The 21772-nt window shown below is 48.3% G+C and carries 21 protein-coding genes, 3 tRNA genes, 1 pseudogene and 1 other annotated feature; of the genes and pseudogenes, 17 read left to right on the top strand and 8 right to left on the bottom strand.

Annotated elements, in window-relative coordinates:
• Positions 1–5: 5 nt before the first annotated feature.
• On the bottom strand, positions 6–905 hold the full coding sequence (gene hisG, locus QUE34_RS12315) for an ATP phosphoribosyltransferase (protein ID WP_000131779.1): 900 nt from the start codon (positions 903–905) through the stop codon (positions 6–8).
• Positions 906–951: 46 nt separating this feature from the next.
• Positions 952–1075 (bottom strand) — a sequence feature (His leader region).
• A complete protein-coding gene (gene hisL / locus QUE34_RS12310; RefSeq protein WP_001364200.1) occupies positions 1051–1101 on the bottom strand; it encodes a his operon leader peptide in 51 nt (16 codons plus the stop codon). It overlaps the preceding feature by 25 nt.
• Before the next feature lie 427 nt (positions 1102–1528).
• Here hisL and QUE34_RS12305 point away from each other — a divergent pair, with 427 nt between their 5' ends.
• The 4 genes from QUE34_RS12305 to plaP all read left to right on the top strand — a co-directional run bounded on the left by QUE34_RS12305 (position 1529) and on the right by plaP (position 4953).
• The gene (locus QUE34_RS12305; protein ID WP_032303297.1) at positions 1529–2353 is read left to right on the top strand and encodes an SDR family oxidoreductase; all 825 of its coding nucleotides are present in this window, start codon (positions 1529–1531) and stop codon (positions 2351–2353) included.
• Between the two features lie 45 nt (positions 2354–2398).
• Positions 2399–3328: a LysR substrate-binding domain-containing protein gene (locus tag QUE34_RS12300; protein ID WP_000803366.1), complete on the top strand. Its 930-nt coding sequence runs from the start codon at positions 2399–2401 to the stop codon at positions 3326–3328.
• A 214-nt stretch (positions 3329–3542) separates the two neighbouring features.
• Positions 3543–3605: a membrane protein YoeI gene (gene yoeI / locus QUE34_RS12295; protein ID WP_010723108.1), complete on the top strand. Its 63-nt coding sequence runs from the start codon at positions 3543–3545 to the stop codon at positions 3603–3605.
• A complete protein-coding gene (gene plaP, locus QUE34_RS12290; RefSeq protein WP_000019197.1) occupies positions 3595–4953 on the top strand; it encodes a putrescine/proton symporter PlaP in 1359 nt (452 codons plus the stop codon). The genes yoeI and plaP overlap by 11 nt, the downstream gene beginning before the upstream one ends.
• Positions 4954–5026: 73 nt before the next feature.
• Here plaP and sbcB read toward each other — a convergent pair whose 3' ends face one another.
• Positions 5027–6454 carry an exodeoxyribonuclease I gene (gene sbcB, locus QUE34_RS12285; protein WP_077756988.1) on the bottom strand — a complete coding sequence of 476 codons (1428 nt, stop codon included), beginning with the start codon at positions 6452–6454 and terminating at the stop codon, positions 5027–5029.
• Between the two features lie 208 nt (positions 6455–6662).
• Here sbcB and dacD point away from each other — a divergent pair, with 208 nt between their 5' ends.
• From dacD to QUE34_RS12265, 4 genes are all read left to right on the top strand, one after another.
• Positions 6663–7829 (top strand): serine-type D-Ala-D-Ala carboxypeptidase DacD, encoded by a 1167-nt coding sequence (gene dacD / locus QUE34_RS12280; protein ID WP_032303296.1) that lies wholly within the window; start codon positions 6663–6665, stop codon positions 7827–7829.
• Between the two features lie 118 nt (positions 7830–7947).
• Complete coding sequence (gene sbmC / locus QUE34_RS12275) at positions 7948–8421, top strand: DNA gyrase inhibitor SbmC (RefSeq protein WP_001602831.1); 474 nt, start codon at positions 7948–7950, stop codon at positions 8419–8421.
• Between the two features lie 198 nt (positions 8422–8619).
• Positions 8620–9678 (top strand): FUSC family protein, encoded by a 1059-nt coding sequence (locus tag QUE34_RS12270; RefSeq protein WP_001200890.1) that lies wholly within the window; start codon positions 8620–8622, stop codon positions 9676–9678.
• 171 nt (positions 9679–9849) lie between these two features.
• The gene (locus QUE34_RS12265) at positions 9850–10179 is read left to right on the top strand and encodes a DUF496 family protein (protein ID WP_000450409.1); all 330 of its coding nucleotides are present in this window, start codon (positions 9850–9852) and stop codon (positions 10177–10179) included.
• A gap of 100 nt (positions 10180–10279) precedes the next feature.
• On the opposite strand, the pseudogene QUE34_RS12260 reads toward QUE34_RS12265, so the two are convergent.
• A pseudogene (locus QUE34_RS12260) lies at positions 10280–10576 on the bottom strand (EutP/PduV family microcompartment system protein); the annotation flags it as partial.
• Between the two features lie 2 nt (positions 10577–10578).
• On the opposite strand from QUE34_RS12260, the gene QUE34_RS12255 reads away from it, so the two are divergent.
• From QUE34_RS12255 to ldtA, 5 genes are all read left to right on the top strand, one after another.
• On the top strand, positions 10579–10914 hold the full coding sequence (locus QUE34_RS12255; RefSeq protein WP_032303295.1) for a hypothetical protein: 336 nt from the start codon (positions 10579–10581) through the stop codon (positions 10912–10914).
• A 133-nt stretch (positions 10915–11047) separates the two neighbouring features.
• The gene (gene cobU, locus QUE34_RS12250) at positions 11048–11593 is read left to right on the top strand and encodes a bifunctional adenosylcobinamide kinase/adenosylcobinamide-phosphate guanylyltransferase (RefSeq protein ID WP_032303294.1); all 546 of its coding nucleotides are present in this window, start codon (positions 11048–11050) and stop codon (positions 11591–11593) included.
• Positions 11590–12333: an adenosylcobinamide-GDP ribazoletransferase gene (gene cobS / locus QUE34_RS12245; RefSeq protein ID WP_032303293.1), complete on the top strand. Its 744-nt coding sequence runs from the start codon at positions 11590–11592 to the stop codon at positions 12331–12333. The genes cobU and cobS overlap by 4 nt, the downstream gene beginning before the upstream one ends.
• 11 nt (positions 12334–12344) lie before the next feature.
• Complete coding sequence (cobT, locus tag QUE34_RS12240) at positions 12345–13424, top strand: nicotinate-nucleotide--dimethylbenzimidazole phosphoribosyltransferase (protein ID WP_032303292.1); 1080 nt, start codon at positions 12345–12347, stop codon at positions 13422–13424.
• Between the two features lie 61 nt (positions 13425–13485).
• On the top strand, positions 13486–14421 hold the full coding sequence (ldtA, locus tag QUE34_RS12235) for a L,D-transpeptidase (RefSeq protein ID WP_123057659.1): 936 nt from the start codon (positions 13486–13488) through the stop codon (positions 14419–14421).
• A 55-nt stretch (positions 14422–14476) separates the two neighbouring features.
• On the opposite strand, the gene QUE34_RS12230 is transcribed toward ldtA, so the two are convergent.
• Positions 14477–14552 (bottom strand) — tRNA-Asn (locus QUE34_RS12230).
• Positions 14553–14878: 326 nt separating this feature from the next.
• On the opposite strand from QUE34_RS12230, the gene nac reads away from it, so the two are divergent.
• Both nac and cbl read left to right on the top strand, forming a co-directional pair.
• Positions 14879–15796, top strand: a complete 918-nt coding sequence (gene nac, locus QUE34_RS12225; RefSeq protein WP_001011472.1) for a nitrogen assimilation transcriptional regulator NAC — start codon at positions 14879–14881, stop codon at positions 15794–15796.
• A 101-nt stretch (positions 15797–15897) separates the two neighbouring features.
• The gene (gene cbl / locus QUE34_RS12220; RefSeq protein WP_001011014.1) at positions 15898–16848 is read left to right on the top strand and encodes an HTH-type transcriptional regulator Cbl; all 951 of its coding nucleotides are present in this window, start codon (positions 15898–15900) and stop codon (positions 16846–16848) included.
• A gap of 38 nt (positions 16849–16886) precedes the next feature.
• On the opposite strand, the gene QUE34_RS12215 is transcribed toward cbl, so the two are convergent.
• Positions 16887–16962: transfer RNA gene (locus tag QUE34_RS12215), tRNA-Asn, on the bottom strand.
• Between the two features lie 160 nt (positions 16963–17122).
• On the opposite strand from QUE34_RS12215, the gene yeeO reads away from it, so the two are divergent.
• The gene (yeeO, locus tag QUE34_RS12210; protein ID WP_001312931.1) at positions 17123–18610 is read left to right on the top strand and encodes a toxic metabolite efflux MATE transporter YeeO; all 1488 of its coding nucleotides are present in this window, start codon (positions 17123–17125) and stop codon (positions 18608–18610) included.
• Positions 18611–18710: 100 nt separating this feature from the next.
• A tRNA-Asn gene (locus QUE34_RS12205) sits at positions 18711–18786 on the top strand.
• Positions 18787–19236: 450 nt separating this feature from the next.
• On the opposite strand, the gene QUE34_RS12200 is transcribed toward QUE34_RS12205, so the two are convergent.
• Positions 19237–19953: a YebC/PmpR family DNA-binding transcriptional regulator gene (locus QUE34_RS12200; protein ID WP_000532923.1), complete on the bottom strand. Its 717-nt coding sequence runs from the start codon at positions 19951–19953 to the stop codon at positions 19237–19239.
• Between the two features lie 341 nt (positions 19954–20294).
• Complete coding sequence (amn, locus tag QUE34_RS12195; RefSeq protein WP_001060231.1) at positions 20295–21749, bottom strand: AMP nucleosidase; 1455 nt, start codon at positions 21747–21749, stop codon at positions 20295–20297.
• Positions 21750–21772 lie beyond the last annotated feature (23 nt).

The raw sequence follows: 21772 nt of genomic DNA, 5'->3' as shown, positions 1-21772 counted from the left end.
GGCGATCACTCCATCATCTTCTCAATCGGCAGGACCAGGATTGAACTGGCACCCAGCGCTTTCAGTTTTTCCATCGTTTCCCAGAACAGGGTTTCGCTGCTGACCATGTGCATCGCTACGCGTTGTTGATCACCCGCCAGCGGTAGAATGGTTGGGCGTTCGGCACCTGGCAGCAGGGCGATGACTTCATCCAGTCGGTCGGTCGGTGCGTGCATCATGATGTATTTTGATTCGCGCGCCTGGATCACGCCCTGAATACGCGTCAGCAGTTTGTCGATCAGTTGCTGTTTGGATTCTTCCATTTCACCATCGCGCTGGATCAGGCAGGCTTTCGAGCGGTAGATAACTTCGACTTCGCGCAGGCCGTTAGCTTCCAGCGTGGCACCGGTGGAAACCAGATCGCAAATCGCATCCGCCAGTCCGGCGCGCGGGGCGACTTCGACAGAACCGTTCAGTAAGCAGGATTTAAAAGAGATGCCTTTCTGGTCGAGATAACGCTTGAGCAGGTGAGGATAAGAGGTGGCGATACGTTTACCGTTTAAGGAGAGCGGGCCGTCCCAGGCTTCATCAACCGGCGTTGCCAGCGAAAGGCGACAGCCGCCGAAATCCAGACGACGCAGGGTAAAGTAGCGCGGATCTTCACCCTGGGCGCGGCGGTTAAGCAGCTCTTCTTCCAGCACGTTTTCGCCGATAATCCCAAGGTCAACCACGCCGTCCATTACCAGACCGGGAATGTCGTCGTCACGCACGCGCAGAATATCAATCGGCATGTTTTCTGCCATCGCGATCAGGCGCTGGGTGTGAAGATTAATTTTAATGCCGCAGCGCGCCAGTAATTCGCGTGAGTCATCACTTAAACGGCCGGATTTCTGCATAGCTATGCGTAAACGAGTGTTATCTGTCATTTTCTTATTCCTCTTTAAACCTGTCTGAACCGTTAACAACCGCGCAATAAAAAAGCCCCCGGAAGGTGATCTTCCGGGGGCTTTCTCATGCGTTCATGCACCACTGGAAGATCTGAATGTCTTCCAGCACACATCGCCTGAAAGACTAGTCAGGATGATGGTGATGATGGTGGTGTTTAAATTGAACGCGTGTCATAAAAGTCTCTGTGAATGTTTATTCAACTGATGTCTTTTAACCTAAACCACTTTCACGTTAGAAAGCAAGGGCTTTTTTATATATTTTATGGCGATGGATTTGTTTAATGAATGAGCGGGGAAAGGAGGGGGCCAGGAGTGACTACGTTAAAAAAAGTAATCGTGAAAATATGTCTTTAAAACCCTCAAGAACATTGTGTTCTGTAACTAAAGTGGGCTTTGTTCATGCCGGATGCGGCGTGAACGCCTTATCTGGTCTACAAATGTTGCCTAAATTCAATATATTGATGTTTTTGTAGGACTGATAAGCGGAGCGCATCAGGCAATTGTATATTTGCTAACAGTTTCGATTTCATTCATAGAATGAATTGTCAGTTTTGATACGCTAGCGTAGCCTTATAGATCTAAGGTGTATCAGGAGATAACGGATGAAAAAGGTCGCAATTGTCGGGTTAGGGTGGTTAGGCATGCCGCTGGCGATGTCACTTTCAGCGCGAGGCTGGCAAGTCACCGGGAGTAAAACCACACAAGATGGTGTCGAAGCGGCCCGAATGAGTGGCATTGATAGCTATCTGCTTCGCATGGAACCTGAGTTAGTTTGCGATTCTGACGATCTGGATGCCCTGATGGATGCTAATGCGCTGGTCATCACGCTTCCGGCACGTCGTAGCGGCCCCGGCGATGAGTTCTATTTACAAGCGGTACAAGAGTTAGTGGATAGCGCGCTGGCTCATCATATTCCCCGCATTATTTTTACCAGCTCAACGTCTGTCTATGGCGACGCACAAGGCACCGTTAAAGAAACCACCCCGCGTAATCCGGTGACCAACAGTGGACGAGTATTAAAAGAACTTGAAGACTGGCTGCACAATTTACCCGGTACTTCAGTCGATATTCTGCGTCTTGCGGGCCTGGTCGGGCCGGAACGTCATCCTGGTCGCTTTTTTGCCGGAAAAACCGCGCCTGATGGTGAACATGGTGTCAATTTAGTCCATTTAGAAGATGTTATTGGCGCTATCACCCTGTTGTTACAGGCACCTAAAGGCGGACACATCTATAATATATGTGCGCCAGCTCACCCTGCGCGTAATGTTTTTTATCCGCAAATGGCCCGTTTACTGGGGCTTGAACCTCCGCAGTTCAGAAATAGTCTGGATAGCGGCAAAGGTAAGATTATTGATGGCAGCCGGATTTGTAATGAACTGGGATTTGAATACCAGTATCCCGATCCGCTGGTAATGCCGCTGGAGTAAACGATCACGCCAGCAGGATGCCGCATGCACTGCAAGGGGGCGTGTATGAAACCACTGCTGGATGTGTTGATGATCCTCGATGCCTTAGAAAAAGAAGGCAGTTTTGCGGCGGCGTCGGCCAAACTCTACAAGACGCCGTCCGCTCTGAGTTACACCGTTCACAAGCTGGAAAGCGACCTTAATATTCAATTGCTTGATCGTAGCGGACACCGCGCTAAATTCACCCGCACCGGAAAAATGTTATTAGAGAAGGGGCGGGAAGTTCTGCATACCGTGCGAGAACTGGAAAAACAGGCGATAAAACTGCATGAAGGCTGGGAAAACGAGCTGGTGATTGGCGTGGACGACACCTTCCCTTTTTCTCTTCTCGCGCCACTTATTGAAGCTTTTTATCAACATCATAGCGTGACGCGCCTGAAGTTTATCAATGGCGTGCTCGGTGGTTCCTGGGATGCCCTGACTCAGGGACGAGCGGATATTATTGTTGGTGCGATGCATGAGCCACCATCTTCCAGTGAGTTTGGTTTTTCACGGTTGGGCGATCTTGAACAAGTCTTTGCGGTCGCGCCCCATCATCCGTTAGCCCAGGAAGAAGAACCGTTAAACCGTCGTATCATTAAGCGATATAGGGCGATTGTGGTAGGGGATACTGCGCAGGCAGGCGCTTCTACGGCCTCGCAACTTCTCGACGAACAAGAAGCCATTACCGTTTTCGATTTTAAAACCAAGCTGGAGCTGCAAATTAGCGGCCTCGGCTGCGGCTATTTACCCCGTTATCTGGCGCAACGTTTTCTCGATAGTGGCGCGTTAATCGAGAAGAAAGTGGTCGCCCAAACTCTCTTTGAACCTGTCTGGATTGGCTGGAACGAACAGACCGCAGGACTTGCCAGCGGCTGGTGGCGAGACGAGATTTTAGCAAATAGTGCGATCGCCGGTGTTTATGCAAAATCTGATGACGGAAAATCAGCCATTTAAAGAAAAATTATTATGACAAGCCTCTCATTCTCTTGTCATTTCCCCCCCATTTAGGCACAATGCGCCGCTGTCAAAAAATGACTAAAAACCGACGTTTAATTAGCGTCGGTTATTTTTTGCTTCAAACCAATCATTCATACCAAGAGGCCGGGCTTCGTACCGGATAGATATTTACTAAAAATCGACAGTTGTTGTCGCTGAGGAATCCAAAAAAATGGGGCAATTTTTTGCTTACGCGACGGTTATTACCGTAAAGGAGAATGACCATGTCGCATAACGTTACTCCAAACACCTCTCGCGTGGAATTGCGTAAAACGCTTACGTTAGTTCCGGTTGTAATGATGGGTCTTGCCTATATGCAGCCGATGACGCTGTTTGATACATTTGGTATCGTTTCAGGCCTCACGGATGGTCATGTGCCGACAGCCTATGCGTTCGCATTGATTGCGATCCTGTTTACGGCTCTGAGCTACGGGAAGCTGGTTCGCCGCTATCCTTCTGCTGGCTCTGCATACACTTACGCCCAGAAATCCATTAGCCCGACTGTCGGCTTTATGGTGGGTTGGTCTTCTCTGCTCGACTATCTGTTCGCGCCGATGATCAACATTCTGCTGGCGAAAATCTATTTTGAAGCTCTGGTGCCTTCCATTCCATCGTGGATGTTTGTGGTGGCGCTGGTGGCCTTTATGACCGCCTTTAACCTGCGTAGTCTGAAATCCGTAGCGAACTTCAACACTGTAATCGTCGTGTTGCAGGTAGTGCTGATCGCGGTAATTCTGGGCATGGTAGTTTACGGCGTATTTGAAGGTGAAGGCGCTGGTACGCTGGCGAGCACTCGTCCGTTCTGGTCTGGTGATGCACATGTCATTCCGATGATTACCGGGGCGACAATCCTGTGCTTCTCCTTTACCGGCTTTGACGGCATCAGCAACTTGTCGGAAGAAACCAAAGATGCAGAGCGCGTGATCCCACGTGCGATTTTCCTGACCGCGCTGATCGGCGGCATGATCTTCATCTTTGCAACTTACTTCCTGCAACTGTATTTCCCGGATATCTCTCGCTTTAAAGATCCGGATGCGTCACAGCCTGAAATCATGCTGTACGTTGCGGGTAAAGCGTTCCAGGTTGGCGCGCTGATCTTCTCCACCATTACCGTACTGGCGTCCGGTATGGCGGCGCATGCAGGCGTGGCGCGTCTGATGTACGTAATGGGGCGTGACGGCGTATTCCCGAAAAGCTTCTTCGGTTATGTGCACCCGAAATGGCGTACTCCGGCAATGAACATCATCCTGGTTGGCGCGATTGCCCTGCTGGCAATCAACTTTGACCTGGTAATGGCTACGGCGCTGATTAACTTTGGTGCGCTGGTGGCGTTCACCTTCGTTAACCTGTCGGTTATCTCGCAGTTCTGGATCCGTGAGAAGCGTAACAAGACGCTGAAAGATCACTTCCAGTATCTGTTCCTGCCGATGTGTGGTGCGCTGACTGTAGGTGCGCTGTGGGTTAACCTGGAAGAAAGCTCAATGGTTCTGGGTCTGATCTGGGCGGCAATCGGCCTGATTTACCTGGCTTGTGTCACCAAGAGCTTCCGTAACCCGGTTCCGCAGTACGAAGACGTTGCATAATCTTACAAGCCGGATGACATAATCATCCGGTAAATCTCAAAAAGCCGGAGTTTGTCGCTCCGGCTTTTTTGTTTCAGACGATCTCTTCCGCGTACTGCCAAAGCGCTTTTAACAGCGCCACTTTCTCTTTGTCATCGGCATATTGTTGTGCCAGCATCTGCAATTCATCAGCATAGCCCTGCAAAAACTCTGGCGTGAAAACCTGGCGGCGGTGCTCCAGCCAGCGTTGCTGCTCGGCATAATCCAGCGTCCCCGGGAAGTTGCGCGCCCGATAATTGAACAACAGCTTTTCAATCCGTTTATCAACAAAAGTGATATCCAGTGCCGGTAAATTACGCGGCTCGGTTTCCAGCACAATTTTCATTGCTGCACGATCGGCGTCACTGAAAAAGCCATTATAAAGCTGTGCATCCACGTTATCTGAAGGCGTAAACGGTTCGGCTTCGGCGAATATGGCCACCACTTTTTCACGCACTTGCGGATTTTCACGCAGAATTTTTAGGTTATCGAGGCAATACTGACGATTAATTCCCAGTCGGTCGGCATCTTCCGGGCGTAGCGTATTCGCCTGGGCCAGCACCGGACATTTATTGATATGCACCAGTTTAACCGGAACGGCGGCGTTATCGCCAAGATCGGCTTTTGCGGTATATAGACGCTCGCGCAATGTGTCGCTATCCAGTTCCAGTAATGGCGAAATGTCTCCTGCCAAATCCACCATAATTACGGCATTGCGATTTTCAGGATGCCACGCCAGCGGTGCTACCCAGCTGGTATTGCCGCGCCATGCCCCAAACATTCCGGAAACGTGAACCAGGGGTTTCATCTGCGGAACATCAATCAACGCCATCAGTTTGTGTTTATTGCGATGGGTAAAGAGATAATCAAACAGGCGTGGCTGACGCATTTTTACCAGCTTTGCCATCGCAATAGTGGCGTACACATCAGCCATCGCATCGTGGGCGTTGCTATGTTCAATACCATTCGCTTTGGTTAAATGCTCAAGGCGAAAGCTCGGTAGACCGTCATCATTTTCAGGCCAGTTTATTCCTTCCGGGCGCAGGGCATAACAGGCACGCATAACATCCAGTAAATCCCAGCGCGAGTTATCATGCTGCCAGCTCCAGGCGTAAGGATCGTAGAAATTACGATAAAAAACGTTGCGTGTGACTTCGTCGTCGAAACGCACATTGTTGTAGCCCAGAATACAGGTCTTCGGTACGGTAAAAAGCGAGTGAATACGGGCGGCAAACGTGGCTTCGTTTTCTCCTTTCGCCCGTGCCTCCTGCGGGGTAATACCGGTAATTAATACTGCTCCAGGCTGGGGTAAATAGTCATCCGCGGGCTTGCAGTAAAAAACATCGGGTTCGCCGATGACATTGAATTCGTTATCAGTGCGAATGGCTGCGAACTGTGCAGGGCGATCTAACGCGGGGTGCGTTCCAAAGGTTTCGTAATCGTGAAACAAAAAGGTAGATTGTTGCTTACCGTCATTCATCATTAGGTTAAATCCGTTATTTCTGCTGTCTGCCAGAGTATCAAATATCACCGTGCTAATCAGCTTTAGCGCGACAATTTGGCAGCGAGTGGCAACAGATCATGTCAGATAAAAATGAGATAGTAGTCACATTTTCTTGCACTTTATTCCAGCCAGTTCATAAGTATTTCCGTAAAAAGAACAGCTATTTGAAACACCTGAGGGTTTGCTGTTGAAACGCCGTCTTATTATTGCTGCTTCTTTGTTCGTTTTTAATTTATCGTCTGGTTTTGCGGCGGAAAACATTCCTTTTTCACCTCAACCTCCAGAGATTCATGCCGGGTCCTGGGTATTGATGGATTACACCACCGGTCAGATTCTCACCGCGGGTAATGAGCATCAACAGCGCAATCCCGCCAGCCTGACAAAGCTGATGACGGGCTATGTCGTGGATCGCGCTATCGATAGTCATCGCATTACGCCAGACGATATTGTCACCGTGGGGCGTGATGCGTGGGCGAAAGATAATCCGGTGTTTGTCGGTTCTTCACTGATGTTTTTGAAAGAGGGCGATCGCGTATCGGTACGTGATTTAAGCCGTGGTTTAATTGTGGATTCCGGAAATGACGCTTGTGTTGCACTGGCTGACTATATTGCCGGTGGGCAACGGCAGTTTGTTGAAATGATGAACAACTATGCCGAAAAGCTGCATCTCAAGGATACGCATTTTGAAACAGTGCATGGTCTGGATGCACCAGGCCAGCATAGCTCGGCTTATGATTTAGCTGTGCTTTCTCGCGCTATCATCCACGGCGAGCCCGAGTTTTATCATATGTACAGTGAGAAAAGCCTCACCTGGAACGGTATTACCCAGCAAAACCGTAACGGGTTATTGTGGGATAAAACCATGAATGTTGACGGCCTGAAAACGGGTCATACTTCTGGTGCCGGGTTTAATCTCATTGCTTCGGCTGTAGACGGGCAGCGTCGTCTCATTGCAGTGGTAATGGGGGCTGACAGTGCAAAAGGTCGTGAGGAAGAGGCAAGAAAATTACTGCGTTGGGGGCAACAAAACTTTACTACGGTGCAAATTTTGCACCGTGGGAAAAAGGTCGGAACGGAACGCATCTGGTATGGTGATAAAGAAAATATCGACCTGGGAACGGAACAAGAGTTCTGGATGGTGCTACCGAAAGCCGAAATTCCACATATCAAAGCCAAATATACCCTTGATGGTAAAGAACTCACCGCGCCAATTAACGCCCATCAGCGGGTAGGGGAAATTGAACTTTACGACCGTGATAAACAGGTGGCGCACTGGCCGCTGGTTACCCTGGAATCTGTCGGGGAAGGCAGCATGTTTTCCCGCCTGAGTGATTATTTCCACCATAAGGCTTGACCTTTCTTTTGCAGCAGACTGGCAGGAGTGCGAGTCTGCTCGCATAATCAACACTCATTCCTTGTGGTTTTAATATTGCAACTATACTGTATATAAAAACAGTATTAATGGAGGCGTCATGAACTACGAGATTAAGCAGGAAGATAAACGTACCGTTGCAGGTTTCCATCTCGTTGGCCCGTGGGAACAGACGGTAAAGAAAGGCTTTGAGCAGTTGATGATGTGGGTAGATAGCAAAAATATTGTGCCGAAGGAGTGGGTTGCTGTCTATTACGACAATCCAGATGAAACACCCGCCGAAAAATTACGCTGCGACACCGTCGTGACGGTGCCGAATAACTTTACGCTCCCTGAAAACAGTGAGGGCGTCATTCTGACAGAAATTTCAGGTGGTCAGTATGCGGTGGCGGTGGCTCGTGTAGTCGGTGATGATTTTGCTAAACCCTGGTATCAGTTCTTTAATAGTCTCTTGCAGGACAGTGCTTATGAAATGTTACCAAAGCCCTGCTTTGAGGTTTATTTGAACAATGGCGCGGAAGAGGGGTACTGGGATATCGAAATGTATGTTGCGGTGCAGCCAAAACATCACTAATTCATCTCAGGGCGGTGTATTAACGCGAAGACCACTCTTTTTTTGAAAGCGAAAAGAGTAAGATGCGCCTTTCAAATTTTTCGCTCCTGCCGGGAAATTACACTGTTCCCGGTATGTCCGTCGGATAATTCAGAGGCGCGCCTTCTGGCCGACAGATGTGTTATGAGCGCTTTTAATCTTCATTAACGGAGTTTCTGCGTGCGTGCCGATAAGTCATTAAGCCCGTTTGAAATCCGGGTATACCGCCATTACCGCATTGTGCATGGTACTCGGGTCGCGCTGGCATTCCTGCTCACTTTTCTCATTATCCGCCTGTTTACTATCCCGGAAAGCACCTGGCCGCTGGTCACCATGGTGGTGATTATGGGGCCAATCTCGTTCTGGGGTAACGTTGTCCCTCGCGCATTCGAACGTATTGGCGGTACGGTGTTGGGGTCGATTTTAGGTCTTATCGCTCTGCAACTGGAGTTAATCTCGTTACCTCTGATGTTGGTCTGGTGCGCGGCGGCTATGTTTCTTTGCGGTTGGCTGGCGCTGGGCAAGAAACCGTATCAAGGTTTATTGATTGGGGTGACGCTGGCAATTGTTGTTGGTTCCCCGACAGGTGAAATTGATACGGCGTTATGGCGAAGCGGCGATGTGATCCTCGGCTCTTTACTGGCAATGTTGTTTACCGGCATCTGGCCACAACGGGCGTTCATCCACTGGCGCATTCAACTGGCGAAAAGTCTGACCGAGTATAATCGGGTCTATCAATCTGCATTCTCACCGAACTTACTCGAACGCCCACGTCTGGAAAGCCATCTACAAAAACTCCTGACCGATGCCGTGAAAATGCGTGGGCTGATTGCGCCCGCCAGCAAAGAAACCCGTATTCCCAAATCGATATATGAAGGTATCCAGACCATTAATCGCAATCTGGTTTGTATGCTGGAGTTGCAAATCAATGCATACTGGGCCACGCGCCCCAGCCATTTCGTGTTATTGAACGCGCAAAAACTTCGTGATACCCAGCACATGATGCAGCAAATACTGCTGAGCCTTGTTCATGCGCTGTACGAAGGTAATCCGCAGCCGGTTTTTGCCAATACGGAAAAATTGAACGATGCTGTGGAAGAGCTGCGTCAGTTGCTCGATAACCACCATGACCTGAAGGTCGTGGAAACACCAATCTATGGCTATGTGTGGCTGAACATGGAAACGGCACATCAGCTTGAGTTGCTATCGAATCTGATTTGCCGGGCCTTGCGCAAATAATTCCTGAACTTCAGAATCATCTTGCTGCTGCTTCGATTCAGCAAGGATAAAGGGTATGATAGTGAAAAGGGATAAAAGCATTGTCATCTGCGGCAGCTATGAGTAATGTTGGCCCTAACGAATAGCGGTTGCTTAAACGAATCCGACTCTCACATTATCAGGGGTATAAAAATGGAAACTACCAAGCCTTCATTCCAGGATGTACTGGAATTTGTTCGTCTGTTCCGTCGTAAGAACAAACTGCAACGTGAAATTCAGGACGTTGAGAAAAAGATCCGTGACAACCAGAAGCGCGTCCTGCTGCTGGACAACCTGAGTGATTACATCAAGCCGGGGATGAGCGTTGAAGCAATCCAGGGCATCATCGCCAGCATGAAAGGTGACTATGAAGATCGCGTTGACGATTACATCATCAAAAATGCCGAGCTCTCCAAAGAACGCCGCGATATCTCCAAAAAGCTGAAAGCTATGGGCGAAATGAAAAACGGCGAAGCGAAGTAATTCCTGTTTTATTCAATGAGGGTTGCCCGGTAACCCTCATTGCTCATTGTTTCTTTTCTGTGTATCACCGTCATCATTCCCATCTGATAACCTATTGAAATTAGCGACAGCCTTCTTCTGTATGCAGCAAGGCAAAAAGTTCTGTAACTCCATTGTTATTAACCGCACTGGTTACTAACACGTTGTGCGCTCCAGCTTCCCGTAACCAACATTTCACCAAAGATATTTGTTCCATACTGGCTAAATCTGCTTTGGTGACTACTCCAGTAACAGGGCGATTCATTGACGAGGTAAAGCCTGGCGAAAAAGGGGACCACGGTGCGTCCGCATTAAGCACCAGGGCGATAATGTCCGCTTCGCAGGCGCTGACTAACAGAGCACTGTAGAGGCTGCGGTTTTATCGGTGAGGACTGGCAGCAAGATTTCCAGCCTTTTGACGGTGGGCCAGTGCAATCGTTATCAGATGCGTATAGCGATTATTCAGTGCTGCTATTGATAGCAGCTGAAAGCGAGATATCCGTACCAGAATGGCTCGCTCATTCTGAGGGAACGACGGTAATTTTGATTGCAGAACACAATGCCCGTTTGCTGAATGGTCCGGCTGGTGGGGCTGTAGCATTGATCCATTATCTGAATGAAATCTGTCATGCCAGAGAAACCGCTGTCAATGACGCATTTTGTCGGACGTTAACACGAGGAAGTCTGGCTATTCCGCAATGCCATCTTCTTTCGTAATGGATTGAGAATGCTGGATTTTTAATTATATTACGCGCAGTATTAATCGCGTAAATGTTTTGCGGTCAGCAACAGTGGGGGAACCATTGTTCTGTTCAATGAATACCATCATACAATTGAATCAGGAGTCGGTATGATGATTTTGGTGACGGGGGGCGCACGGAGCGGGAAGAGTCGCCACGCAGAGGCGCTTATTGGGGACTCTTCACAGGTTCTGTATATCGCCACCTCGCAAATCCTTGATGATGAGATGGCTGCACGGATAGAACATCATCGGCAAGGCCGCCCGGCTCACTGGCGCACAGTGGAGCGCTGGCAACATCTTGATGAATTAATTCATGCAGACATTAACCCGAATGAGGCTGTGTTGCTGGAATGCGTTACCACAATGGTGACTAATCTGTTGTTTGATTATGGCGGCGATAAAGACCCTGATGAATGGGATTATCAGGCGATGGAACAGGCGATTAATGCTGAGATTCAGTCGTTGATTGCTGCCTGCCAACGTTGCCCCGCAAAGGTTGTATTAGTGACTAACGAAGTGGGAATGGGGATTGTGCCGGAGAGTCGTCTGGCACGACATTTTCGTGATATTGCCGGGCGAGTAAATCAGCAGCTGGCCGCTGCGGCAAATGAAGTATTGCTGGTGGTTTCGGGTATTGGAGTAAAAATCAAATGAGTAAATTATTTTGGGCGATGCTCTCATTTATTACGCGTCTGCCTGTACCGCGTCGCTGGTCCCAGGGACTGGATTTCGAGCATTATTCTCGCGGTATTATTACTTTTCCTTTAATTGGATTATTGCTTGGCGCGATTAGCGGGCTAGTCTTCATGGTGCTGCAGGCATGGTGTGGCGTACCACTGGCGGCATTGTTTAGCGTACTTGTGCTGGCGCTGATGACCGGGGGATTCCACCTGGACGGCCTCGCTGATACCTGTGATGGCGTATTTTCTGCACGTAGCCGCGATCGCATGTTGGAAATCATGCGTGATAGCCGTTTAGGCACCCACGGCGGTCTGGCATTGATTTTTGTTGTACTGGCAAAGATTCTGGTGTTAAGCGAGCTGGCTTTGCGTGGCGAACCGATCCTTGCATCGCTGGCGACAGCATGCGCGGTCAGCCGCGGGACTGCCGCATTATTGATGTATCGTCATCGTTATGCCCGGGAAGAAGGGCTTGGCAATGTGTTCATTGGCAAAATTGATGGGCGACAAACCTGCGTCACACTCGGTTTAGCCGCTATTTTTGCTGCCGTATTATTGCCAGGTATGCATGGTGTGGCTGCTATGGTGGTGACGATGGTGGCGATCTTCATCCTCGGTCAGCTTCTCAAACGTACGCTGGGCGGGCAAACCGGCGATACGCTGGGAGCAGCCATAGAGCTTGGTGAACTGGTCTTCCTGCTGGCACTGCTATAAAGAGACGTGACATGCAAACACTTGCCAATTTACTGAATACGATCCCTGCCATCGATCCTGCCGCTATGTCGCGTGCACAACGGCATATTGACGGGTTACTCAAACCTGTTGGTAGCCTGGGAAGGCTGGAGGCGCTTGGCGTACAACTGGCGGGAATGCCGGGGTTGAATGGCATACCGCATGTGGGCAAAAAAGCGGTACTGGTTATGTGTGCCGATCACGGCGTCTGGGAGGAAGGGGTCGCTATTTCCCCAAAAGAAGTGACAGCCATTCAGGCTGAAAATATGACCCGCGGAACAACCGGCGTGTGTGTGCTGGCAGCACAAGCGGGCGCTAACGTCCACGTAATTGATGTTGGTATTGATACTGCTGAGCCTATCCCCGGGCTTATCAACATGCGTGTCGCACGAGGTAGCGGCAACATTGCTTCAGGTCCGGCAATGAGTCGCTGTCAGGCTGAAGAGTTGCTTTTGGACGTCATATGTTATACGCGGGAGCTGGCAACAAACGGTGTCACGTTGTTTGGCGTAGGTGAACTGGGGATGGCAAACACGACACCGGCAGCGGCGATAGTGAGCACTATCACTGGCCGGGATCCTGAAGAAGTGGTTGGGATTGGCGCAAACCTGCCGACAGATAAACTGGCTAATAAAATTGATGTTGTGCGACGGGCGATTACGTTGAATCAACCAAATCCGCAGGATGGCGTTAATGTTCTGGCAAAAGTGGGTGGATTTGATTTGGTCGGAATGGCTGGCGTGATGTTAGGCGCTGCTTCCTGCGGTTTACCCGTGTTGCTGGATGGATTTCTTTCTTATGCTGCCGCGCTCGCAGCCTGCCAGATGTCTCCTGCAATCAAACCGTATCTCATTCCTTCTCACCTGTCGGCAGAAAAAGGGGCGCGTATAGCGCTGTCGCATTTGGGGCTGGAGCCTTATCTCAATATGGATATGCGTTTAGGTGAGGGAAGTGGCGCAGCTCTGGCGATGCCCATCATCGAAGCTGCCTGTGCGATATACAACAGCATGGGCGAACTTGCTGCCAGTAATATTGTTCTACCGGGGAATACGACTTCTGATTTGAACAGTTAAAAACGAAAAGTCTGATAAAAGCTATACTTATCGGATAGTATTCGCGACTTAGGAAAGGGACATGATGCGTCGTGTAAATATTTTTTGCTCATTTGCTCTACTTTTTGCCAGCCATAATAGCCTGGCGGTAACTTATCCATTACCTCCAGAGGGTAGCCGTTTAGTGGGACAGTCGCTTACTGTAACTGTTCCTGATCACAATACCCAGCCGCTGGAGACTTTTGCCGCACAATACGGGCAAGGGTTAAGTAACATGCTGGAAGCGAATCCGGGCGCTGATGTTTTCTTGCCGAAGTCAGGCTCGCAACTCACCATTCCGCAGCAACTGATTTTGCCCGCCACTGTTCGTAAAGGGATTGTGATTAACGTCGCTGAGATGCGTCTTTATTACTACCCTCCAGACAGTAATACTGTGGAAGTCTTTCCTATTGGTATCGGCCAGGCTGGGCGAGAAACCCCGCGTAACTGGGTGACTACCGTTGAACGTAAACAAGAAGCACCAACCTGGACGCCAACGCCGAACACCCGGCGCGAATATGCGAAACGAGGGGAGAGTTTGCCCGCATTTGTTCCTGCGGGGCCTGATAATCCCATGGGGCTGTACGCGATTTATATTGGCAGGCTATATGCCATCCACGGTACCAATGCCAATTTTGGTATTGGGCTCCGGGTAAGTCAGGGCTGTATTCGTCTGCGCAATGACGATATCAAATATCTGTTTGATAATGTTCCTGTAGGTACTCGTGTACAAATTATTGATCAGCCAGTGAAATACACAACGGAACCGGATGGATCAAAGTGGCTGGAAGTTCATGAGCCGCTGTCGCGCAACCGTGCGGAATATGAGTCAGACCGAAAAGTGCCTTTGCCAGTAACGCCATCTTTGCGGGCGTTTATCAACGGGCAAGAAGTTGATGTGAATCGCGCAAATGCTGCATTGCAGCGCCGATCAGGAATGCCTGTGCAAATTAGTTCTGGTTCAAGACAGATGTTTTAAGAGCGTTGTTAATTAGAAAGCAAAAAGCCTGCTCGAAAGCAGGCTTTTTTGAATTTGGCTCCTCTGACTGGACTCGAACCAGTGACATACGGATTAACAGTCCGCCGTTCTACCGACTGAACTACAGAGGAATCGTGTGAACGGGGCGCATATTAATGGCAGTGCATGGTGATGTCAAAGGGTGAAATGCATTTTTTTGTTTGTTTGCTGTCAATTTCAACAAAGTGGTGAGCTTTCAATCTTATTGGGTAATGAACCATCGTGGTGCATACCCTCCTTTTATAGGGCAGGGGAACGCGACAGCTGATTAAAGGAGCCTATGACGAATCTATCATAATCTCTTATTTGACAGTTGCTTAGCTTGTACATCAACGCCAAAATAAAACTGGCAAGCATCTTGCACTCTGGTTGTAAGTAATGGCGGCACTTGGGCCGATTCTTAAACACCGGAGGCAACATGAACTTCAGACGCCTGAAATACTTCGTAAAAATTGTAGATATTGGTAGCCTGACCCAGGCTGCTGAAGTATTGCATATCGCACAACCAGCGCTCAGTCAGCAGGTTGCCACACTGGAAGGTGAGTTAAATCAACAACTTTTGATTCGCACAAAACGGGGCGTTACGCCAACTGACGCCGGAAAAATTCTCTATACCCATGCGCGGGCCATTTTACGTCAGTGTGAGCAGGCCCAACTGGCGGTGCATAACGTTGGTCAGGCATTATCGGGGCAAGTCTCGATTGGCTTTGCGCCAGGAACCGCTGCGTCATCCATCACCATGCCCTTATTACAGGCGGTTCGCGCTGAATTCCCGGAGGTCGTTATCTATCTTCATGAAAATAGCGGTGCAGTGCTTAACGAAAAACTGATAAATCACCAACTCGATATGGCGGTGATTTATGAGCATTCCCCTGTGGCTGGTGTATCCAGTCAGGCTTTACTGAAAGAAGATCTTTTTCTGGTAGGAACGCAAGATTGCCCGGGGCAAAGCGTTGATGTTAATGCTATTGCGCAAATGAACCTCTTTCTCCCCAGTGATTACAGTGCTATTAGACTTCGTGTTGATGAGGCTTTTTCCCTACGGCGACTCACGGCAAAAGTCATTGGTGAAATTGAGTCTATTGCCACGCTTACCGCAGCGATTGCCAGCGGCATGGGCGTTGCAGTATTACCCGAATCGGCCGCGCGTTCGTTATGTGGCGCAGTAAACGGATGGATGTCACGTATTACCACACCTTCAATGAGTCTCTCTTTGTCATTAAATTTACCCGCCAGAGCGAACTTATCACCACAGGCGCAAGCAGTGAAAGAGTTGTTAATGTCAGTGATGAGTTCTCCAGTGATGGAAAAAAGGCAGTGGCAATTGGTGAGCTAAGCGTTATATCGGGATGGAATAAGATGCGGGTTTTTATTATTTGTTATGCCGGGCATTAGACTTTAACAATAACGTGATATCTGAACTGCCCGGAGTTTACCGTGAATTTCCAACAACTAAAGATAATCCGCGAGGCTGCACGTCAGGATTACAACCTGACAGAGGTTGCGAATATGCTTTTTACCTCACAGTCAGGCGTCAGCCGTCACATTCGGGAACTGGAGGATGAACTTGGCATCGAAATATTTGTTCGACGAGGTAAGCGACTGCTGGGCATGACTGAACCGGGCAAAGCATTACTGGTCATTGCAGAACGTATTCTGAATGAAGCCAGTAATGTTCGTCGGCTTGCAGACCTGTTTACCAACGATACGTCTGGCGTTCTCACTATTGCAACGACGCATACTCAGGCACGTTATAGCTTGCCTGAGGTCATTAAAGCTTTTCGCGAACTTTTCCCGGAGGTTCGGCTGGAGCTAATCCAGGGTACACCACAGGAAATTGCGACGTTGTTGCAAAATGGCGAAGCTGATATTGGTATCGCCAGCGAGCGTTTAAGTAATGACCCGCAGCTCGTCGCCTTCCCGTGGTTTCGTTGGCACCATAGTTTGCTTGTTCCACTCGATCATCCCTTGACGCAAATTATACCGTTGACGCTGGAATCAATAGCGAAGTGGCCGTTAATCACTTACCGACAGGGGATTACGGGGCGCTCACGTATTGATGACGCATTTGTCCGCAAAGGTTTGCTGGCAGATATTGTATTAAGTGCGCAGGATTCTGATGTCATTAAAACCTATGTTGCACTCGGGCTGGGGATCGGATTAGTTGCCGAACAATCCAGCGGTGAACAAGAGGAAAAGAATTTAATCCGTCTGGATACGCGGCATCTTTTCGATGCTAATACTGTCTGGTTGGGACTCAAGCGAGGACAACTTCAGCGTAACTATGTCTGGCGCTTTCTGGAACTTTGTAATGCAGGACTGTCAGTTGAGGATATCAAGCGCCAGGTGATGGAGAACAGTGAAGAGGAAATTGATTATCAGATATAGCAAAAAACCCCGCTATAAAAGCGGGCTTTTCAGAAATTTGGCTCCTCTGACTGGACTCGAACCAGTGACATACGGATTAACAGTCCGCCGTTCTACCGACTGAACTACAGAGGAATCGCTGTTGAGGCACATCTTAACGGCGAAAAATCTTTTGTCAAACCCGATTTTTAAATTTCCCAACTGTTTGCCGTTTCTATCAACAGTTTGTTGCATTTGCAGACAATTTGTTGGCGAAAATCTTTGCAGCTTTGCTGATTCTCCCTCATTATTTGAAATGTGGTTTCACTTTCTGCAATTAAGGTCGGCTTTGAATATCTCCTCTGCTTTACGCCAGGTTGTTCACGGCACTCGCTGGCACGCCAAACGCAAGAGTTACAAAGTGTTGTTCTGGCGCGAGATAACCCCGCTTGCTGTTCCTATCTTCATGGAGAACGCCTGTGTCCTGTTGATGGGTGTCCTGAGCACTTTTCTGGTCAGCTGGCTGGGAAAAGATGCGATGGCCGGCGTGGGATTGGCGGACAGCTTCAATATGGTCATTATGGCTTTTTTTGCAGCTATCGATCTTGGTACTACTGTCGTTGTGGCATTTAGTCTCGGTAAGCGGGATCGACGACGAGCGAGGGTGGCGACGCGACAGTCATTGGTGATCATGACGTTGTTTGCCGTACTGTTGGCAACGCTTATTCATCATTTTGGCGAACAAATTATTGATTTCGTCGCGGGTGATGCCACGACAGAAGTTAAAGCACTGGCGTTGACTTATCTGGAGCTGACGGTACTCAGTTATCCAGCAGCTGCCATCACTTTGATTGGTAGCGGGGCACTTCGTGGTGCAGGGAATACGAAAATACCGCTACTGATTAACGGTAGCCTGAATATTCTTAATATTATTATTAGCGGCATATTGATTTACGGCCTTTTCTCCTGGCCGGGACTGGGATTTGTCGGGGCTGGGTTGGGGTTAACCATTTCTCGTTATATTGGCGCAGTGGCAATTTTGTGGGTGCTGGCGATTGGTTTTAATCCTGCGCTAAGGATTTCGTTAAAGAGCTATTTTAAACCGCTGAATTTTAGCATTATCTGGGAAGTCATGGGGATTGGTATTCCAGCGAGTGTCGAATCAGTGTTATTTACCAGTGGTCGGTTATTAACCCAAATGTTCGTTGCCGGGATGGGGACCAGTGTTATTGCCGGGAATTTTATCGCGTTTTCAATTGCGGCTCTTATCAACTTACCCGGAAGTGCGCTCGGCTCTGCTTCTACGATCATTACAGGCCGAAGGTTGGGGGTAGGGCAGATAGCGCAAGCAGAGATTCAGTTGCGGCATGTGTTCTGGCTGTCCACTCTTGGATTAACGGCCATCGCCTGGCTAACGGCTCCCTTTGCTGGGGTTATGGCATCGTTTTACACCCAGGATCCACAGGTTAAACATGTCGTTGTGATTCTGATTTGGCTAAATGCTTTATTTATGCCTATTTGGTCTGCCTCATGGGTGCTACCCGCTGGATTTAAGGGTGCTCGCGATGCCCGTTACGCCATGTGGGTTTCTATGTTGAGCATGTGGGGTTGCCGGGTTGTAGTCGGTTATGTGCTGGGAATCATGCTTGGCTGGGGTGTGGTTGGTGTCTGGATGGGAATGTTTGCCGACTGGGCTGTGCGGGCCGTGCTGTTTTACTGGCGCATGGTTACTGGACGTTGGCTGTGGAAATACCCTCGACCTGAGCCGCAAAAGTGTGAAAAAAAGCCAGCTGTGTCGGAATAAACGACAAAGTGCAGATTATTTCAGCAAACGATTTCAAATTTAAAAAACAGGCTTTGACATTGTGGATGGGCGTCGCTAATATTCGCCTCGTTCTCACGATTCCTCTGTAGTTCAGTCGGTAGAACGGCGGACTGTTAATCCGTATGTCACTGGTTCGAGTCCAGTCAGAGGAGCCAAATTTTAGTTTTGAGACATCTCTATGAGTCTCAAGACAGTTAAAAAATAAAAATTATTTTTACCCGGTTACCTTGTAAAAAAGTGACTGGGTTTTTTGATTTCTGTGTTTCGTGCGCTTAATCGAGTCTCACGCTTCAGTGAGCAAATTGCCCCCCAACAGACATCACGATTCGCAAGGTCAAAAAATTCGTTCCGTGAAGTACCGTACAAAGGTATAGAGAAAAATGCCTTATGCGGGATGTTGCTGTCGCGTTTTTATCGGGAAACTAAACGTAATTGCCACTTTGTCTTCTGTAATCAGAAAAAGAAAACCTGGAATTTTAATAAATATTATTTCTCTGGGACCGGTATTTTTATAATCAATATGACGAGTTGAATATTACATTTATTATAAGAATTATATGAGATTAAAGAAATCTGCCATAAAGACAGATTTCTTTAAATTATAATTAGAGATTTGCGACGTTATGATAAACTTTTTGAACATCGTCGTCATCTTCAAGGGCATCAACAAGCCCTTCAAAGATTTCTAAATCTTCTGGGGAAAGCTCAACTTCAGATTGAGCAATCATTTCTAATTCTGTTGTTGAGAACTCAGTGATTCCAGCTGCTTTTAGAGCCGCGATTCCTTTATGAAGGTCAGTAGGTTCAGTATAAATAACAATATTACCTTCTTCTTCAGTTACATCACGAACATCAACTTCAGCTTCAAGTAAAATTTCAAAAATATGGTCAGGGTCTGTACCTTTAAATACAATCACACCCGTATTGTCAAACATATAGCTGACAGAACCTGCCGCTCCGATATTGCCGCCTTTTTTATTGAAAATTGTGCGAACGTTAGCAATCGTACGGTTAACATTTGAAGTCAAGGTTTCAGCGATAATCATTGAGCCATTAGGACCAAAGCCTTCATAACGGCCCTGCACGAACGTTTCATCTCCGCCGCCTTTGGCTTTATCAATTGCTTTATCAATAACATGCTTTGGAACTTGTGCCTGCTTTGCTCGTTCAATAACGAATTTTAAAGATGTGTTTAATTCTGGATCGGGTTCACCTTGTTTGGCAGCAGCATAGATTTCTACACCGAATTTTGCATAAATTTTAGACGTCGCACCGTCTTTAGCCGTTTTTTTAGCAACAATATTGGCCCATTTACGTCCCACTGGAATGATCTCCTCGAAAATTTATTTACATTACTGGTAAATCGTTAACATGCGTTAATTCGGCATATTATATCATAACAGGAAAAATCTCGTCTATTAGAAATAAAAATATTCTAAATCCATAATCTTATATTTAATCTCATAAAAACTAATGTTGTTGGCGGATTTTTTTATAATTGTGTTTTGAAAGCATACTTGCTTTTAATATATGTAAATCATTAAGGCTATAATAAAACTCGTATCCGCCCCAGGAAGCAAACAGCCTGCTTTATTGCAGGCTATTTGCTGGATGACTTACTAAATCCTTCACATCTATTCCTGATAAAAAGGAACAGAACTTATTACCGGAACGGCGGTTCATTAAAGGTTCGTAATTTACGTGAATGCAGTCGGTCGCCTTCTGCGCGCAGCAAATCGATCGCCCGAATGCCAATTTGCAGGTGTTCGGAAATAGCGCCTTCATAAAAACGGTTAGCCTGACCGGGAAGTTTAATCTCACCATGCAACGGTTTATCTGAAACACACAGTAGTGTCCCGTATGGCACGCGGAAACGATATCCTTGCGCGGCAATGGTTGCACTTTCCATATCAATTGCTACGGCCCGGCTTAAGTTAAAACGAAGTGCAGAAGCTGAGTAACGTAATTCCCAGTTCCTGTCATCTGTGGTTACCACAGTGCCAGTACGTAGCCGCTGTTTAACTTCCTCTCCGGGCCTGCCGCTGACTAACTTGGTAGCGTCATAAAGCGCACGTTGCACTTCAGCAATGCTCGGAATAGGAATATCGGGCGGCAGTACCGCATCAAGAACGTGGTCATCGCGTAAATAAGCGTGTGCAAGTACATAATCTCCAATGGCCTGGCTTTCACGTAAGCCACCACAGTGACCAATCATCAACCAGACATCCGGGCGCAGCACCGCCAGATGATCGCAGATGGTTTTAGCATTTGACGGTCCCACGCCAATATTCACCAGAGTAATACCCTGACCATCGGCGGTAATTAAATGCCATGCTGGCATCTGGTGTTTTTTCCATGCAAGGTCGGAAATGGCTTCTTCTGGCGCTTCGGTTTCGGCGGTGATCCAGTTCCCGCCAGCACAAGAAAGGGCAATGTAGGGACTATCAGGGTCGAGGATCTGGCTGCATCCCCAACGAACGAATTCATCCACATAACGTGTGTAGTTGGTAAACAAGACGAACGGCTGAAAATGTTCAACTGGCGTACCGGTATAATGGCGCAACCGCGCGAGGGAAAAATCGACGCGGCGCGCATCAAAATGCGATAGCGGGGAGAATTCCGTTGGATGATAAATGCCGTCTGCAGTTTCATCGCCAATTTGCGCCAGTTCTGTTGTCGGGAAGTAGCGAGTTAACCCAGCGCTCATTGAGCGATCAAGTGTCAATTCAGAGCCATCGATGACATAAGGATAAGGGATTTCATGCTGCGAGGGTTGCACCGAGATATGCGCACCATAATCCTGATACAGCAACGTAAGTTGTTCATTCAGATACGAACGAAAGAGAGTAGGGCGAGTAATCGTGGTGGTGTAGCTGCCTGCGTGGGTAAAACGACCAAATGCGCGCGTTTTGGGGGGATTGGTTGTGCTACCGTCCCAGGTTACGGTCAGTGATGGATAGACAAAAAGACCTTGTTTGCGGGCGTTTTCATCAGGTAATTCGCCACTTGTAATATATTTGCCAATGGCGTTGCGTAAAGCGACTACAGATTGCTCATACAGCGCGTCGAGTTTATCCAGTGCCTGAGCTGGGGTCAGACCGGAGCCCTTATTATTCATGTGTGTCTCCTGTTCCATACAAT

Source organism: Escherichia sp. KS167_9B (assembly GCF_030295215.1).
GTDB classification, from domain to species: Bacteria; Pseudomonadota; Gammaproteobacteria; order Enterobacterales; family Enterobacteriaceae; genus Escherichia; species Escherichia coli_F.
Note: the sequence above shows the minus strand (reverse complement) of the source record. Positions and strands in the feature narration are given on the sequence as shown.

What these genes read in the sequence shown, in the direction of transcription:
- QUE34_RS12300 (WP_000803366.1), top strand. Translation starts at nt 2,399, where the DNA reads ATGAAACCACTGCTGGATGTGTTGATGATCCTCGATGCCTTAGAAAAA.
- sbcB (WP_077756988.1), bottom strand. Translation starts at nt 6,454, where the DNA reads ATGATGAATGACGGTAAGCAACAATCTACCTTTTTGTTTCACGATTAC.
- nac (WP_001011472.1), top strand. Translation starts at nt 14,879, where the DNA reads ATGAACTTCAGACGCCTGAAATACTTCGTAAAAATTGTAGATATTGGT.
- QUE34_RS12265 (WP_000450409.1), top strand. Translation starts at nt 9,850, where the DNA reads ATGGAAACTACCAAGCCTTCATTCCAGGATGTACTGGAATTTGTTCGT.
- sbmC (WP_001602831.1), top strand. Translation starts at nt 7,948, where the DNA reads ATGAACTACGAGATTAAGCAGGAAGATAAACGTACCGTTGCAGGTTTC.
- QUE34_RS12305 (WP_032303297.1), top strand. Translation starts at nt 1,529, where the DNA reads ATGAAAAAGGTCGCAATTGTCGGGTTAGGGTGGTTAGGCATGCCGCTG.
- cobS (WP_032303293.1), top strand. Translation starts at nt 11,590, where the DNA reads ATGAGTAAATTATTTTGGGCGATGCTCTCATTTATTACGCGTCTGCCT.
- yeeO (WP_001312931.1), top strand. Translation starts at nt 17,123, where the DNA reads ATGTGGTTTCACTTTCTGCAATTAAGGTCGGCTTTGAATATCTCCTCT.
- cobU (WP_032303294.1), top strand. Translation starts at nt 11,048, where the DNA reads ATGATGATTTTGGTGACGGGGGGCGCACGGAGCGGGAAGAGTCGCCAC.
- cobT (WP_032303292.1), top strand. Translation starts at nt 12,345, where the DNA reads ATGCAAACACTTGCCAATTTACTGAATACGATCCCTGCCATCGATCCT.
- ldtA (WP_123057659.1), top strand. Translation starts at nt 13,486, where the DNA reads ATGATGCGTCGTGTAAATATTTTTTGCTCATTTGCTCTACTTTTTGCC.
- plaP (WP_000019197.1), top strand. Translation starts at nt 3,595, where the DNA reads ATGTCGCATAACGTTACTCCAAACACCTCTCGCGTGGAATTGCGTAAA.
- hisG (WP_000131779.1), bottom strand. Translation starts at nt 905, where the DNA reads ATGACAGATAACACTCGTTTACGCATAGCTATGCAGAAATCCGGCCGT.
- amn (WP_001060231.1), bottom strand. Translation starts at nt 21,749, where the DNA reads ATGAATAATAAGGGCTCCGGTCTGACCCCAGCTCAGGCACTGGATAAA.